General features: G+C 71.3%; 13 protein-coding genes. 10 read left to right on the top strand and 3 right to left on the bottom strand.

What is annotated here, in order from left to right; all coding sequences use genetic code 11:
* Positions 1-10: 10 nt before the first annotated feature.
* Positions 11-1,015: a DMT family transporter gene (locus ACFXOA_RS04665; RefSeq protein ID WP_385022438.1), complete on the bottom strand. Its 1,005-nt coding sequence runs from the start codon at positions 1,013-1,015 to the stop codon at positions 11-13.
* 309 nt (positions 1,016-1,324) lie between these two features.
* Here ACFXOA_RS04665 and ACFXOA_RS04660 point away from each other — a divergent pair, with 309 nt between their 5' ends.
* Together ACFXOA_RS04660 and ACFXOA_RS04655 are read left to right on the top strand one after the other, a co-directional pair.
* Positions 1,325-1,606 (top strand): type II toxin-antitoxin system Phd/YefM family antitoxin, encoded by a 282-nt coding sequence (locus ACFXOA_RS04660; RefSeq protein WP_385022435.1) that lies wholly within the window; start codon positions 1,325-1,327, stop codon positions 1,604-1,606.
* A complete protein-coding gene (locus tag ACFXOA_RS04655) occupies positions 1,603-2,007 on the top strand; it encodes a type II toxin-antitoxin system VapC family toxin (protein WP_385022432.1) in 405 nt (134 codons plus the stop codon). The genes ACFXOA_RS04660 and ACFXOA_RS04655 overlap by 4 nt, the downstream gene beginning before the upstream one ends.
* A gap of 100 nt (positions 2,008-2,107) precedes the next feature.
* Here the strand turns inward: ACFXOA_RS04655 and ACFXOA_RS04650 are convergent, their stop codons facing one another.
* Positions 2,108-4,945, bottom strand: a complete 2,838-nt coding sequence (locus tag ACFXOA_RS04650) for an FAD-binding and (Fe-S)-binding domain-containing protein (protein ID WP_385022429.1) — start codon at positions 4,943-4,945, stop codon at positions 2,108-2,110.
* Between the two features lie 139 nt (positions 4,946-5,084).
* Positions 5,085-6,845 carry an LCP family protein gene (locus tag ACFXOA_RS04645; protein ID WP_385022426.1) on the bottom strand — a complete coding sequence of 587 codons (1,761 nt, stop codon included), beginning with the start codon at positions 6,843-6,845 and terminating at the stop codon, positions 5,085-5,087.
* Positions 6,846-7,297: 452 nt separating this feature from the next.
* On the opposite strand from ACFXOA_RS04645, the gene ACFXOA_RS04640 reads away from it, so the two are divergent.
* From ACFXOA_RS04640 to ACFXOA_RS04605, 8 genes are all read left to right on the top strand, one after another.
* Complete coding sequence (locus ACFXOA_RS04640) at positions 7,298-8,764, top strand: sensor histidine kinase (protein WP_385022423.1); 1,467 nt, start codon at positions 7,298-7,300, stop codon at positions 8,762-8,764.
* Positions 8,761-9,192 (top strand): roadblock/LC7 domain-containing protein, encoded by a 432-nt coding sequence (locus tag ACFXOA_RS04635; RefSeq protein WP_385022420.1) that lies wholly within the window; start codon positions 8,761-8,763, stop codon positions 9,190-9,192. Before ACFXOA_RS04640 ends, ACFXOA_RS04635 begins: the two co-directional genes overlap by 4 nt.
* Positions 9,189-9,560 (top strand): DUF742 domain-containing protein, encoded by a 372-nt coding sequence (locus ACFXOA_RS04630; RefSeq protein WP_385022417.1) that lies wholly within the window; start codon positions 9,189-9,191, stop codon positions 9,558-9,560. Before ACFXOA_RS04635 ends, ACFXOA_RS04630 begins: the two co-directional genes overlap by 4 nt.
* Positions 9,541-10,191, top strand: coding sequence for an ATP/GTP-binding protein (locus ACFXOA_RS04625; RefSeq protein ID WP_362541154.1), 651 nt, complete (start codon positions 9,541-9,543; stop codon positions 10,189-10,191). The genes ACFXOA_RS04630 and ACFXOA_RS04625 overlap by 20 nt, the downstream gene beginning before the upstream one ends.
* Before the next feature lie 11 nt (positions 10,192-10,202).
* Positions 10,203-11,423: a cytochrome P450 gene (locus ACFXOA_RS04620; protein ID WP_385022414.1), complete on the top strand. Its 1,221-nt coding sequence runs from the start codon at positions 10,203-10,205 to the stop codon at positions 11,421-11,423.
* On the top strand, positions 11,420-12,628 hold the full coding sequence (locus ACFXOA_RS04615; protein ID WP_385022411.1) for a cytochrome P450: 1,209 nt from the start codon (positions 11,420-11,422) through the stop codon (positions 12,626-12,628). The genes ACFXOA_RS04620 and ACFXOA_RS04615 overlap by 4 nt, the downstream gene beginning before the upstream one ends.
* 96 nt (positions 12,629-12,724) lie before the next feature.
* A complete protein-coding gene (gene serC / locus ACFXOA_RS04610; RefSeq protein ID WP_385022408.1) occupies positions 12,725-13,843 on the top strand; it encodes a phosphoserine transaminase in 1,119 nt (372 codons plus the stop codon).
* Positions 13,844-13,998: 155 nt separating this feature from the next.
* Positions 13,999-14,610 (top strand): Uma2 family endonuclease, encoded by a 612-nt coding sequence (locus ACFXOA_RS04605; RefSeq protein WP_385022405.1) that lies wholly within the window; start codon positions 13,999-14,001, stop codon positions 14,608-14,610.
* The last annotated feature ends 7 nt before the right edge of the window (positions 14,611-14,617 follow it).

The raw sequence follows: 14,617 nt of genomic DNA, 5'->3' as shown, positions 1-14,617 counted from the left end.
GAGGGCCTCCTTACTCCGCCTTCCTCCATCGTGCGCCTCGCACCCGCTCCCGGCGCGGTGACACCGCGCCGCGAGCGGTCTGGCTGCGCACCGCGCCCATGCTCGCCCCGATGACCAGGGCGATGGCCAGGGCGTCCGTCGTGGAGAGGGCCTGGTCGAGGATGAGGAAGCCGGCGGTGGCCGCGATGGCCGGTTCGAGGCTCATCAGGATCGCGAAGGTGGGTGCGGGCAACCGGCGCAGGGCCATGAGTTCGAGGGTGTACGGAAGCACGGAGCTCAGCAGGGCGACCGCGGCGCCGAGGCCCAGGGTCGAGGGCACCAGGAGCTTGGAGCCGGCCTCCATGATGCCGAGGGGCAGCGAGAGGACCGCCGCGACGACCATGGCCAGGGCCAGCCCGTCGGCCTGCGGGAAGCGGCGCCCCGTACGGGCGCTGAAGATGATGTACGCCGCCCACATGGCGCCCGCGCCCAGGGCGTACGCCGCCCCCGCCGGGTCCAGCCGGTCGAAGCCTCCGCCGCTGAGCAGGACGACACCGCCGAGCGCCAGGACCGCCCAGACCAGGTTGATCAGCCGGCGGGAGGCGATCACCGACAGGGACAGCGGGCCGAGCACCTCGAGGGTGACGGCGGCGCCGAGCGGGATGTGGTTCACCGCCTGGTAGAAGAGCGTGTTCATGCCGCCCATCGCCACACCGAACGCGACGACCGTGCCCCAGTCCGCACGCGAGTGGCCGCGCAGCTTCGGCCGGCAGACGACCAGCAGCACGAGCGCCGCCGCCGCGAGGCGCAGGCTGACGACGCCGAGCGCACCCGCCTTCGGCATCAGCAGGACGGCGACCGCCGCCCCGAACTGCACGGACAGCCCGCCCGCCACCACCAGCGCCACCGGGCCGAGCGCGGCCCTGCGTCCGCCCGCGCGGGGCCGTCCGTCGAGAGCGGCGACTGCTTCCGGGACGGTGACCGCCTCGGGGGCGGCTGCGGCGGAGGCCGGTGCGGCGGTGCTCTGGTCGTTCACCCGGGGCCTGTCCTTCTGGCTTCAGAGACATCTCAGCAGTGCAAGACAATGCACTCCACAATTGAAAGTACTGCACTCAATTGTGCAGCACACACGTCCAAGGTAGGCACTCGCACCCGGCAGGCGAAATGCCGGTCACACCCTCGTCGCGCTTCGCGCCACGAGAGACGCACAGAGACGCGCAGGGGTGCGCAGGGAAACGCAGGGCGCGAGGCTCGGTGTCCACGGTCGGGACTCCCCCGCGCACCGAGCCCCGGGCGCCCGCACTCACAGTTGCTGTACCTACATTATGTAGCTACATTCGATGGCATGGAGACGATCGGGCTGCGTGAGCTCAACCAGAACCCGTCCAAGGCCGTCGCACTGGTGCGGACCGGGGTGCCCGTACTCGTCACCGACCGTGGCGTACCCGTCCTGCGCATGGTGCCCGAGACCGTGACGCCCGACCCCCTCCGGCGCATGATCGAGTCCGGCGACGCCACTCCGCCCGCCGAGCAGGGCATGCCGGACCTGGCGCCCGAACTCGCGCCCGAGCTGTCGAGCCTGTCCGCCCTCCTCCTGTCGGAGCGCGACGAGGAGCGCCGACGTTGATCTACCTCGATTCGTGCGCGCTACTGAAGTTCATCAAGCCCGAGGCGGAGTCCGAGGCCCTGCGAGCCTGGCGTGCGGCGCTGCCGGAAGGGACCGAACTACTCACGAGCGACCTGGCCCGGCTGGAGATCACTCGCACCCTGCACCGGGCCGGGGTCGACCCCCAGCGCATCGCGTACTTCGTGTCACAGGCCGTCCGCGGCGTCCATCTGATCGACCTCACCACCACCGTGCTCGCCCGGGCGACCGCCTACCAGAACCGGAGACTCGGCACGCTGGACTCACTCCATCTGGCGACCGCGGATCCATTCCGGGTAGGGCTCACCGCGTTCGTCACCTACGACAGCGAACTGGCCAAGGCCGCTGCCGACTTCGGCCTCCCGGTGCTCGCACCGGCTTAGGACCTGTCCGGAGGCGGCCGAAGCCGCCTCTCCGATCACAGGGGAACACCCCGCCGGGCCGGCATCCGGCGTAACGCTGTGCACGGCGCCGTGGCGAGGGCTACGAGGTCGCACCGGAGGAGTTTCCCGGGGCGCCCGAGGCCCCGGGGCCACCGGGCCGCTCCTGTCGCGGCAGCCCCTCCGCCAGCACCTCGGCGAGGTGGCGGGCCCGGCGGCCCGCCAGCTGGTCCAGCTGGGTGCGGCAGGAGAATCCGTCGGCCAGGAGCTCGGCGCCCGGTTCTGCCTCCCGCACGGAGGGGAGCAGCTGCTCCTCGGCGCAGGCCACGGAGACGTCCCAGTGGCCCTTCTCGAAACCGAAGTTGCCCGCCAGCCCGCAGCAGCCACCGCTCAGCTCACCGCTCAGGCCGGCCTTCGCCCGGAGTCTGCGCTCGGCCCCGTCACCGAGGACCGCGTGCTGGTGGCAGTGGGTCTGCCCGGCGACGGGCCGGTCGAGCCGGGGCGGCGTCCAGTCGGGGGCGTACTCCTCCAGGTACTGGGCGAGGGTGCGTACGGAGGAGGCGAGCCGGGCGGCGCGCGGGTCGTCGGGCAGCAGCTCCGGGAGATCGGTGCGGAGGGTGGCGGCGCAGCTCGGTTCGAGGACGACGACCGGGGCGCCGTCGAGGGCGCCCATACGGTTCAGGGTGCGGCGCATGACGGAGCGGGCCGCGTCCAGCCGGCCGGTGGACACGTAGGTGAGGCCGCAGCACACCCCGCGGGGCGGGAGGACCGGGGCGCGGCCCGCCGATTCCAGGACCCGTACCGCCGCCCGGCCGACCTGGGGTGCGAGGTGGTCGGTGAAGGTGTCCGGCCACAGCACGACGGGCGTACCGCCCCCGGGTGCCCGTCGCCTGCCGAACCACCTCCGGAAGCTGCGCGGCGCCAGGACCGGGAGGGTGCGGCGCGGGTCGACGCCCGCGAGCCTCTTGGCGAGAGCGGCGAACGGCCCTGCTGCCGCGAGGGTGTTGAGCACCCGCGCGAAGGGGGCGGCGAGCCGCAGCCAGCGGGGCAGGCCGCCCATCGCGTAGTGCGCGGCGGGGCGGAGCCTCCCCTTGTAGTGGTGGTGGAGGAACTCCGCCTTGTACGTCGCCATGTCGACGCCCACCGGGCAGTCGGTGCGACACCCCTTGCAGGAGAGGCAGAGGTCCAGGGCGTCGCGTACCTCCGTGGACCGCCAGCCGTCCGTGATCACCTCACCGGCGAGCATCTCGTGGAGCAGCCGGGCGCGGCCCCGGGTGGAGTGGGCCTCGTCGCCGGTCGCCCGGAAGGAGGGGCACATGACGTCCGTACCGGGCTTCTCCGTGCGGCACTTGGCGACGCCGACGCATCGGCGTACGGCAGCCGAGAAGTCGCCGCCGTCCTGCGGGTAGCCGAAGGCGACGTCGACGGGGCGCTTCGGGAGCACGGCGAAGCGCAGGTTCTCGTCGAGCCGCGCGGGACGGACGAGGATGCCGGGGTTGAGTCCGCCGTCGGGGTCCCAGAGGTCCTTGAAGCGGGTGAACAGGTGCACCATCTCCTCGCCGTACATGCGCGGCAGGAGCTCGGCCCTCGCCTGTCCGTCGCCGTGCTCCCCGCTCAGCGATCCGCCGTGCGCGACGACGAGGGCGGCCTGGTCCTCGGAGAAGCGGCGGAATCGGGCGACGCCCTGATCCGTCAGCAGGTCGAAGTCGATGCGCACATGGATGCAGCCGTCGCCGAAGTGGCCGTACGGGGTTCCGCGCAGGCCGTGCTCGGCCAGCAGGGCGCGGAAGTCGCGGAGGTAGGGGCCGAGTCGGGCGGGCGGTACGGCGCAGTCCTCCCACCCGGGCCAGGCCTCCGAGCCGTCCGGCGTCCGGGTCGCGGTCCCGGCGGCGTCCTCGCGGACGCGCCACAGCGCGCGCATCCCGGCGGGGTCGGTGACGACGGTGGTGTCCAGGGCGTCCGAGGCGCGGGTGATCTCCTCGGCGCGCCCACGGGCCTCAGCGGGGGTGGCGCCTCCGGTCTCGACGAACAGCCAGGCCGCGCCGCGCGGCAGCTCCGCGGCACCCCGGACGAGATCGGCGGCCATCCCCTCGACGGTCAGCGGCCCGTACGGGAGGAGGCCCGGGGCCGCTTCGGCGGCGGCCGACTCGTCGGCGTAGCCGAGGACGGCCAGGGCGCGCGCGGCGGGCGTCTCGACCAGGCGGACCGTCGCCTCGGTGACGACGGCCAGGGTCCCCTCGCTGCCGCAGAGGGCGCGGGCGGGATCGGGGCCGTGTTCGGGGAGCAGTGCGTCGAGGGCGTATCCGGAGATACGGCGGGGCAGTTCGGGGAAGCCGGTGCGCAGCAGGGCGAGGTGGGGCGCGGCGAACTCCCTGAGTCCGGCGGGCGCGTCGGGCAGGCCCCGCCCGATGTGGAGTGCCTCACCGCCGTACCGCAGGACCCGCAGGCTGTGGACGTTGTCGGCGGTGGTGCCCCAGGCGACGGAGTGCGAGCCGCAGGAGTTGTTCCCGATCATGCCGCCGAGGGTGCAGCGGCTGTGGGTGGACGGGTCGGGGCCGAAGGTCAGCCCGTACGGTGCGGCCGCGGCCCGCAGGTCGTCCAGGACGACCCCCGGCTGGACGACGGCGGTCCGGGATGCGTGGTCCAGCTCAAGGATCCGCCGCATGTGGCGGGTGAGGTCCAGGACGACTCCGGTGCCGGTGGCCTGGCCCGCGATGGAGGTGCCGCCGCCGCGTGGGACGACGGGCACCCCCAGCTCCCGGCAGACCCGGAGAGTCTCGGCGATGTCCTCCGCGTCGCGGGGTGCCACGACCGCCCGGGGAACGCGGCGGTAGTTGGAGGCGTCCATGGTCGTCAGCGCGCGGGCGGTCGCGTCGGACCGCACCTCGCCGCGGACGGCCCCGGTGAGCTGCTGGACGAGGTCGGCGTGCGGGGTGGCCATACGGCCAGCATGCCGTGTCCGGCAGGCCGCGTGCGGGGCGCGAGGGCCCGCGTGCCGCATCCGGGGCCGCGTACCGCGCCAAAAGATCCGCCTGCGCGGCCCCGGCGCCCCGCCCGGAGGACCGGGGCGCCGCGGCGCGCTACTTGGCGCAGACCGCCTTGTCCGCCTCCACGCGCTGGATGTCCGCAGGGGCCTTGGTCGGCGCGGAGAGCGGGCTGCCCGCCTTGGTGAAGTCGGGGCCCAGGGTCAGCACCATCGGGTCCATCTCGCCGGCGTCGGTCGTCGTCGGCTTGAGGGCGGATGCGGTGAGGCCCATCATGTCGGCCAGCCTGCGGGCCTGGTCCGCCTGGTTGGGGGCGTAGACGAGCTGGGTCTTCTTCACGTCCGCAGGCGCGTTCGCCTTGTTGGTGGACTTGAGGACGCCCTGTTCGTTCTGCAGCCAGTCCAGAGCGCTCTGCGCGGAGCCGGCGGGCGCGCCGCCGTTGTAGACGTCGACCCGGACGTCGGCCGGGTCGGCCATCTCGCCCTTGAGCTTGGCGGCCTCGGCGGCCTTCTCCTTGGCCTTCTCCTGCTTGGCCACGGCGGTGAAGGAGACGTCCTCGCGCATCATCGAGAAGACCTGCGGGGCCTTGGACTGGTCGAGGATGACGGTGGCGTTGTCGTTCGGGTTGTCCAGGACCGGCACCGTGGTGAACGTGATGTTCTTGGGGTCGACCGAGGCCAGCTCCATGCCGAGCTTCCTCAGCTGGTTGATGTCGTCGATCTTGTCGTCGACGGTCAGCGCCTTGGTGGCGGCCTCGGCGAGCGACCACATCTTGGTGGGGCTGGTCAGGGTGTCGTTCGACTTCAGCTTGCGCATCAGCGAGCCGAGGAACTGCTGCTGGATCTCGATGCGGCTGAGGTCGCTGCCGAAGCCGACGGAGTGCCGGGTCCGCAGGAAGGCCAGGGCCTGCTCGCCCTGGATGGTGTGCTCGCCCTCGGAGAGCTTGAGGTGCGAGTTCTTGTCGTCGATGTCCTTGGCGAGGCAGACGTCCACACCGCCGACGGCCGTCGTCATGGACTTGACGGCGTTGAAGTCGGCGACCATGAAGTGGTCGACCTTGATCCCGGTGAGCTCGGTGACCGTGCGCATCGTGCAGCTGGGGGTGCGGTCGGACTGCCCGAGGCTGGTGTTGAAGCGCCCGCCGGACGACCCCGGGATGTCCTTCTGGGAACCGTCCTCCATCGTCGTCGGGCAGTCCGGGATGTCGGTTATCAGGTCGCGCGGGATGCTGAGCGCGGTGGCGTTGGTGCGGTCCTTGGAGACATGGAAGAGGATGTTGGTGTCGGCGTGGCCGACACTGCCCTTGTCCCCGTAGCCCTCGTTGCCCTCGCCGGTCCGCTTGTCGGTCCCGATCACCAGGACGTTGATGGCACGGTCCTTGCTGAAGCCACCGGTGCCGGCACCGTCGGTGGAGACGGCGGTGATGTTGCTGTTGAAGTGCTGATAGACGAGGTAGGTCGCCGTACCGGCACCCACCAGCAGGAAGGCCAGCACTCCGCCGGTCCACACCAGGACCTTCTTCTTGCGGGACTTCTTCGGCTTCGCCTTCCGGCGCCCCGAGGCCGGAGCAGCCGCCCGGCTCCCCGGCCTGCGCGTCTCGTCCCGGTCGCCGCGTCCGCCGCCGGCGCCGCGCCGCCCGCCGCGCTGGCTCGGCACGGAGGCCCGGTCGTCGGAGGGCGCCGTCCCGGGGTCCTGCCTGCGGCGAGGTCCCGGGGTCCTTCCGGAGGTCCCGGCGGGCGCGTTCGGTCGCCCTGCGGAAGGGGCCAGTCGCAGTTCGTAATCACCGGTGTCGGGGTTGAGTACCCACTGGTCTGCGGGGTCGATGCCCTCTTCCCGCCCACGGCCTTGCGCGTCCACGGTTGCCTGCGTCCTCCGTCGGGGCCACGCGGCGCCTCCCCCTTCAAGGCGCACGGTGTGTCTTACGGCAGCTCGGCCCGGCGGGCCGAGCTGCGCCGGAGCGCTCACACTAGCTGGCCACCGGCGTGGAGGCGACGATCGTGATAAATCAAGCATCACACAGGGGACATACCGCCACATTCAACTCCAGATGACCGCCCGACACGCGGGTTGACTCGGATCACACGAGTCACAGGATCCGGACAGGATCAATTCCGGCCACTCTTCAAACAGAAGTGGCCACAAGGAATCCCCAAACAAGTCGCCAATTCTCCTATAGTTGGCTCGACTTGATCGGGAACAATCAGCTCCAGTTGTGCTTCTTTCACCTTCGCCGCACCGATTTGTCCCGATCGACGGTTGTGAACGCACCTGTCCCCCTTCATCCGTACCGTCCGCCCCGAGGACTACGATTGCGCCCTTCAATCCGGCCAACCGCACTCGCCCTGCTGATATCGGCAGCCGTCACCGGTGCTCTGTGCCTCTGGGCGGTCTCGGCCGCTCCCGCCTCGGTACGGACCCCGCTCGCGTGGGGGTCGGGCGCCGCCGCCGCGCTGCTGAGCGTGGCCGTGGCCGTCACGGTCCACACGCTCGCCACAGCCCGTCATCTGCGCGCCCTGCGGGCCACCGACTCCGCACGCTTCACCGCCGAGACCTCCCGCCTCGTCTCGACCTCCGCCGCCGAGGCGCAGCGCTTCACCGCCGAGACCGCCCGGATCAGAGCCGCGGCCTCCGCCGAGACGGCCCGGGTCACCGCCGAGGCGGAGGAGCGGATCGCCCGGGTGACAGCCGAGGCCACCGAGCAGCGCGAACGGCTCACCGCCGAGACCGCACGCCTCACCGCCCGCGCCCGGCGCAGCGAGACCGAACGGTCCGCCGCCGTCTCGGCCTGCGCCAACGCGGCGGGCCGGATGCAGGCCCTGTCCACCAGCATGCTGGCCGACCTCCGCGAGATGGAGCACCGGCACACCGCCGAGGACGTCCTCGGCGACCTGCTGCACCTGGACCACCGCACCGCCCAGGCCGGCCGCCTCGCCGACTCCATCGCCGTGCTGACCGGCGCGCGCTCCGGGCGCCGCTGGGCCAAGCCGATCGTCATGGAGTCGATCCTGCGCGGCGCGATGGGCCGCATCGGCGGCTACCAGCGCATCCGCCTCCACTCGACCAGCGATGTGGCCATCGCCGGCCACGCCGCCGAGGGCGTCATGCACGCCCTGGCCGAACTCCTTGACAACGCTGCCAACTTCTCGCCGCCCACGGCCGAGGTGCATGTGTACGTCGAGGAGGTGCCGGCGGGGATCGTCGTCACCGTCGAGGACAGCGGACTGGTGATGAGCGACGTCCAGCTGCGCCGCGCCGAGCGGGCCGTGTCCGCCGACAACCAGGACCTCACCGCGATCTCCGGTACCCGGCTCGGTCTCGCCGTCGTCGGCCGGCTGGCCCGGAAGCACGGCCTCACCGTCTCCTTCCGCCCGTCGGCCCGAGGCGGTACCGGCGCGCTGATGATGCTGCCGCAGGAGCTCATCTCCCGTACGCCCGCGCCGGCCCCGGCGGCGCTTCCCCCCGAGCCGGAGCCCTCGCACACGACTCCGGACACGGACTCCCGGACGGACGGCTCCCCCGAAGCCGCACCGGTCCGGCCGGAATCGGCGTCCGAGTCCACCGGCGCCGTCCCCCAGTTCGGCGAGAGCGGGCTGCCCAAGCGCCGCCGCGGCCGCACCCTGGCCGCCGCCGAAGCACGTACCGGCAATGCCACCCCCGGCGGAGCCGAATCCCCCAGGCCGCGTACCACCGACCCGAAGGTCCAGGCTGCCCGCTTCAGCACCTTCAGCCAGGCGGTACGAGCCAACTCCCCGCATCCGGAAGGCAACACCCGATGAGCGCGACCACCGACGAGAAGCTCAACTGGCTGCTGGAGGGGCTGCTCGACCGCACCCCCGGCGCCCGGCACGCCCTCGTCCTGTCCCGGGACGGCCTGAAGCTGTGCCGCACCCCCGAACTCTCGGTCGACCAGGCCGACCAGCTCGCCGCGATCTCCGCAGGCATCCAGAGCCTGTCGCACGGCGCGTCCATCGAGTTCGGTGACGGCAGCGGCGGGGTGCGGTCCGCGATGACCGAGTTCTACGGCGGGGTGCTGTTCATCGTCGAGGCGGGCGCCGGCGCCCATCTGGCGGTCGTGGCGGCCGAGGACTCCGACGTCGGCCTCGTCGGCCACAACATGAGCGAACTCGTCGAGCAGCTCGGCGAGTACCTCGTCGCCCCGCCGCGCGAGCCCGCGTCCCATGCCACGGAAACAGCGGACGTATGACGACGGTGCCGCGCCCCCGCCCCGGACGCGACGACGACCCGGACCGGCTGTACACCCTCACGGGTGGCCGCAGCCGGTCCGACTCGGCCGCGTTCGACCTGGTGACCCTGGTCGTCGCCGAGTGCGACCCGAACCCCGGGATGCAGTCGGAGCATGTCGCGATCCTCCGGATGTGCGACAGCCCCACCGCGGTCGTCGAGATCTCGGCCACCCTGAATCTGCCCGTCAGCATCGTCCGCATCATGCTGTGCGACCTGCTCGACACCGGCCGGATCAGCGCCCGCCACCCCCGTACTGCTCGTGTCGAGGACCGGTTCCCCGACACCGACACCCTGGAACAGGTGCTCGTTGGACTCCGCAACCTCTGACCGTGCCGCCCTGCAGGCGACGGCCGACAACGGACTGAAGATCGTCGTCGTCGGCGGCTTCGGGGTCGGCAAGACCACCATGGTCCGATCCGTGAGCGAGATCCGTCCGCTCAACACCGAAGAGACCATGACCCGCGCGGGCGAGGCCGTCGACGACCTCGACGGTGTGCACTCCAAGACGTCCACCACCGTCGCCTTCGACTTCGGCCGCATCACGCTCGACGCGCGCTCGGTCCTCTACCTCTTCGGCGCCCCCGGGCAGGAACGGTTCTGGTTCCTGTGGGACCGGCTGTTCTCCGGCACCCTGGGCGCCGTCGTACTCGTCGACACCCGGCGGCTCGCCGACTCCTGGTACGCGATCGACCGGCTGGAGCACCACGGCACGCCCTTCATCGTCGCGTGCAACGACTTCGGCGGGCCGCTCCACACCGAGCAGCAGATCCGCGAGGCGCTCGACCTGTCCCCCGAGGTCCCGCTCGTGGAGTGCGACGCCCGGGACCGGTCGTCCAGCAAGTACGTCCTGATCACGCTGGTCGAGCACGTCTACGCACTCTCCGTCGCCCGCGCGAAGGCCGAGGCCGGTCTCCCGGCGGGCCAGGACGCCGTGAAGACCCCGGAGCCCACGCCGTGACCAAGTGCCCCATGTCCGAGAGCTTCATGCCGCTGTCCGGGCCGAGGTTCCAGACGGACCCCGTGCGGCTGTACCGCGAAATGCGCCGCGACAACGGCTCGGTGGCCCCCGTCGTGCTCGACGGAGACGTACCGGCGTGGCTCATCCTCGGCTACCGCGAACTGCACCAGGTCACCAACGATCCGGTGCTCTTCAGCCGTGACTCGGACCTGTGGAACCAGTGGGAGCACATCCCGGACGACTGGCCGCTGCTGCCGATGATCGGACGGAAGCAGCCTTCGATCCTCTACACGGTCGGTGAGCGCCACACCGTACGCGCGGCGATGATCAGCAACGCGCTGGAGGCCGTGGACCCGTTCGCCCTGAAGCGGTACGCCGAGGAGTTCGCCGACGAACTCGTCGACGGCTTCTGCCCGACCGGCTCCACCGACATCATCGCCGAGTACGCGATGCTGCTGCCGGCCCGTGTCCTGGCGAAGCTCTACGGCTTCGGCGACGAGGTCGGCGGCCCGCTCGTGGGCGCCCTCAACGACATGATCGACGGCCGTGAGCGCGCCCTGGCGGGCCAGCAGCACCTGGCCGGCTCGATGATGCAGCTGCTCGAGGACAAGCACGCCGAGCCCGGCGACGACGTCGCGAGCCGGATGCTCCAGGACCCGGGCGGTTTCACCGACGAGGAGGTCGCCCAGGACCTCATGGTGATGATGGCCGCCGGCCACCAGCCGACCGCCGACTGGATCGGCAACTCGCTGCGGCTGATGCTCACCGACGACCGCTTCGCCGCCTCCCTGTCGGGCGGCCGGCACAGCGTCGGCGAGGCCATGAACGAGGTGCTCTGGGAGGACACCCCCACCCAGAACGTCGCCGGCCGCTGGGCCTCCCGCGACACCCACCTCGGCGGACGCCACATCCGCGCGGGCGACCTGCTGCTCCTCGGCATCGCCGCCGCCAACGGCGACCCGCAGGTGCGCACCGACGGCTCGTCCCTCACCGGCGGCAACAACGCCTTCCTCTCCTTCGGCCACGGCGAGCACCGCTGCCCGTTCCCGGCACAGGAGACCGCGGAGGTCATCGCCCGTACGGGGATCGAGGTGCTCCTGGACAGGCTCCCGGACGTGGACCTCGCCGTCCCCGCGGAAAAGCTGACCCGGCGCCCGTCCCCGTGGTTGCGCGGACTGACGGACCTGCCGGTGCACTTCACTCCCACGCCCGCCCTTGGAGGCCGGAAATGACCCGGATCGCGCTGGACCCCCTCGTCGCAGACCTCGACTCCGAGAGCGCCGCCCTGCGGGCCGCCGGACCGCTCGCCGAGGTGGAGCTCCCCGGCGGTGTCCACTGCTACGCGGTGACGCACCACGCCGAGGCACGCCAGCTGCTCACCGACAGCCGTGTGGTCAAGGACATCAACGTCTGGAACGCCTGGCAGCGCGGCGAGATCCCGATGGACTGGCCGCTGATCGGCCTCGCCAACCCGGGCCGCTCGATGCTGACGGTGGACGGCAGCGAGCACCGCAGGCTGCGGACCCTCGTCGCGCAGGCCCTGACCGTGAGGCGGGTCGAGCGGCTGCGGGAGGGCATCGAGGCGCTGACCAACGCTTCGCTGGACCGTCTGGCGGCCATGCCGAAGGGTGAACCGGTCGACCTGAAGGCGGAGTTCGCCTACCCGCTGCCGATGAACGTCATCAGCGAGCTGATGGGCGTGGACGCGGCCGACCACCCCCGGCTCAAGGAGCTGTTCGAGAAGTTCTTCTCGACGCAGACCCCGCCGGAGGAGGTCCCGCAGATGATGGCGGACCTCGGCACCCTCTTCACGAAGATCGTCGACGACAAGCGGGCGAACCCGGGCGACGACCTCACCAGCGCCCTGATAGCGGCCTCCGAGGACGGCGACCACCTCAGCAACGAGGAGATCGTCAACACCCTGCAGCTGATCATCGCGGCCGGTCACGAGACCACGATCAGTCTGGTGGTCAACGTCGTCGAGGCGCTCCAGACCCACCCCGAGCAGCGCAAGCGGGTGCTGAGCGGCGAGGTGCCGTGGGAGAACGTGATCGAGGAGACGCTGCGCTGGAACACCCCGACCTCGCACGTCCTGATCCGGTTCGCCACGGAGGACATCGAGGTCGGTGACAAGGTCCTGCCGAAGGGCGAGGCGCTGATCGTCTCCTTCGGCGCGCTCGGCCGCGACGAGAAGCAGTACGGGCCGACCGCAGGGGAGTTCGACATCACCCGCTCCCCGAACCGGCACATCGCCTTCGGCCACGGCCCGCACGTCTGCCCGGGCGCCGCGCTGTCCCGGCTGGAGGCCGGGGTCGCCCTGCCGGCCCTCTACGAGCGTTTCCCGGACCTGGACCTCGCGGTCCCGGCCTCCGAGCTGCGGAACAAGCCGATCGTGACGCAGAACGACCTCTACGAGCTCCCGGTCGACCTCGGCTGAACCGCCCCTCGCAGCAGCCGTCCATGATCCGGAGCGCCTGTCTCATCCGACGGACACGGTCCTCGACCGCTTGCCGGAGGGACTACGCTCCGGATCGTGGCTGACATCCAGATTCCCGCAGACCTCAAGCCCGCCGACGGACGTTTCGGCGCCGGGCCCTCCAAGGTGCGGACGGAGGCGGTCGACGCACTGGCCGCGACCGGCACCTCCCTTCTCGGTACGTCCCACCGCCAGGCCCCGGTGAAGAACCTGGTCGGCGAGGTGCGTGACGGCGTACGCGACCTCTTCTCCCTCCCCGAGGGATACGAGGTGATCCTGGGCAACGGCGGCTCCACCGCCTTCTGGGACGTCGCGACGCACGGACTGATCGAGGCGAAGTCCCAGCACCTCAACTTCGGCGAGTTCTCGTCGAAGTTCGCGAAGGCGTCGAAGCTCGCCCCGTGGCTGGCCGACCCGACCGTCATCGCCTCCGACCCGGGCACCCACCCGGACCCGAAGGCCGAGCCGGGCGTCGACGTGTACGCCCTCACCCACAACGAGACCTCCACCGGTGTGGCCGCCCCCGTCAAGCGGGTCGCGGGCGCCGACGAGGGGTCCCTCGTCCTGGTGGACGCCACCTCCGGCGCGGGCGGCCTGCCGGTCGACATCGCCGAGACGGACGTCTACTACTTCGCCCCGCAGAAGTCCTTCGCCTCCGACGGCGGACTGTGGATCGGCGTGTTCTCCCCGGCGGCCCTCGACCGCGCCGCCCGGATCCACGCCTCGGCCCGGCACATCCCCGAGTTCTTCTCGCTGCCGACCGCGATCGACAACTCGCTGAAGAACCAGACGTACAACACCCCGGCGCTGGCGACCCTCTTCCTGCTGAACGAGCAGCTGAAGTGGATGAACTCGCAGGGCGGCCTGGAGTTCACGACCGGCCGCACCGCCGCGTCCTCGCAAGCCCTCTACGGCTGGGCGGAGGACTCGAAGTACGCGACCCCCTTCGTCACCGACCCGGCGAAGCGCTCGCAGGTCATCGGCACGATCGACTTCGAGGACGGCATCGACGCCTCCGCCGTCGCCAAGGTGCTGCGCGCCAACGGCGTCGTCGACACCGAGCCGTACCGCAAGCTGGGCCGCAACCAGCTGCGCGTCGCGATGTTCCCGGCGATCGACCCGGCGGACGTCCAGGCGCTGACGGCCTGCATCGACTACGTCATCGACAAGCTGTAACGGCCTCTCTCGGCCGGGTACGGCCCTGTTCACCCCACGGGTGAGCAGGGCCGTTTCTGCTTCACCCCGCCGGGTGACGAACGGCTTCCACGCCGGAATCGGGCCACCCGTCCTACGATGATGCTCTCGACACCAGCCATCCCAGGAGGCCCGCAATGTCTGCAGCCGCAGTCGAGCACCCCTGTGACGATGAGCCGGAACCGATGCTCGTGACGGCGAACCGTCTCACCGAGCAGCTTCCGGGGCATCGCGTCGAGATCATCGGAGGCGTCATCACCGTGGCCCCACCCCCGGACGGCCCGCACGCGCGTGCACTGACGAAACTTATGCGTCCCTTCATCGCCGCCGGGCTCGACGACGGTGAGACGGAGGTCCTCCAGGCAGTGGGCCTGTGGCTCCCCGGCGGTCCCGAGGACTACGCGATCCCGGACCTCGCGATCGTGGACGCCGACCTCGACGAGCACCTGGTCGAGAACAACTGCTACGACCCGGCCTGCTTCCGGCTGGTCCTGGAGGTCACCTCGGGGAACTACCAGGCGGACCTGCGGAACAAGGTCGCCGCCTACGCCGGTGCCAAGATTCCCGTCTACGTCATCGTGGACCGCAAGCACGACCGGGTACACGTCCTCACCGAGCCGCTGACCACGGGCTACGACCGGCACGAGGTGTACGCCCCGGGGCAGGATGCGCCGCTCCCCGACTCGATCGGGGCCGAGGTCGTCCTCGACGTCGCCGAGCTGGTCAAGGCGGGCCACCCGAAGCGCTGAGGCGGGA

This window comes from Streptomyces sp. NPDC059166 (assembly GCF_042755185.1).
Classification (GTDB): Bacteria; Actinomycetota; Actinomycetes; order Streptomycetales; family Streptomycetaceae; genus Streptomyces.
The sequence above is the reverse complement of the archived record's forward strand: the minus strand, read 5'-3'. Positions and strand labels throughout refer to the sequence as shown.

Excerpts from the sequence above, each read along its gene's own strand:
- ACFXOA_RS04660 (WP_385022435.1), top strand. The coding sequence starts at position 1,325 with ATGGAGACGATCGGGCTGCGTGAGCTCAACCAGAACCCGTCCAAGGCC.
- ACFXOA_RS04650 (WP_385022429.1), bottom strand. The coding sequence starts at position 4,945 with ATGGCCACCCCGCACGCCGACCTCGTCCAGCAGCTCACCGGGGCCGTC.
- ACFXOA_RS04635 (WP_385022420.1), top strand. The coding sequence starts at position 8,761 with ATGAGCGCGACCACCGACGAGAAGCTCAACTGGCTGCTGGAGGGGCTG.
- ACFXOA_RS04630 (WP_385022417.1), top strand. The coding sequence starts at position 9,189 with ATGACGACGGTGCCGCGCCCCCGCCCCGGACGCGACGACGACCCGGAC.
- ACFXOA_RS04620 (WP_385022414.1), top strand. The coding sequence starts at position 10,203 with ATGTCCGAGAGCTTCATGCCGCTGTCCGGGCCGAGGTTCCAGACGGAC.
- ACFXOA_RS04615 (WP_385022411.1), top strand. The coding sequence starts at position 11,420 with ATGACCCGGATCGCGCTGGACCCCCTCGTCGCAGACCTCGACTCCGAG.
- ACFXOA_RS04605 (WP_385022405.1), top strand. The coding sequence starts at position 13,999 with ATGTCTGCAGCCGCAGTCGAGCACCCCTGTGACGATGAGCCGGAACCG.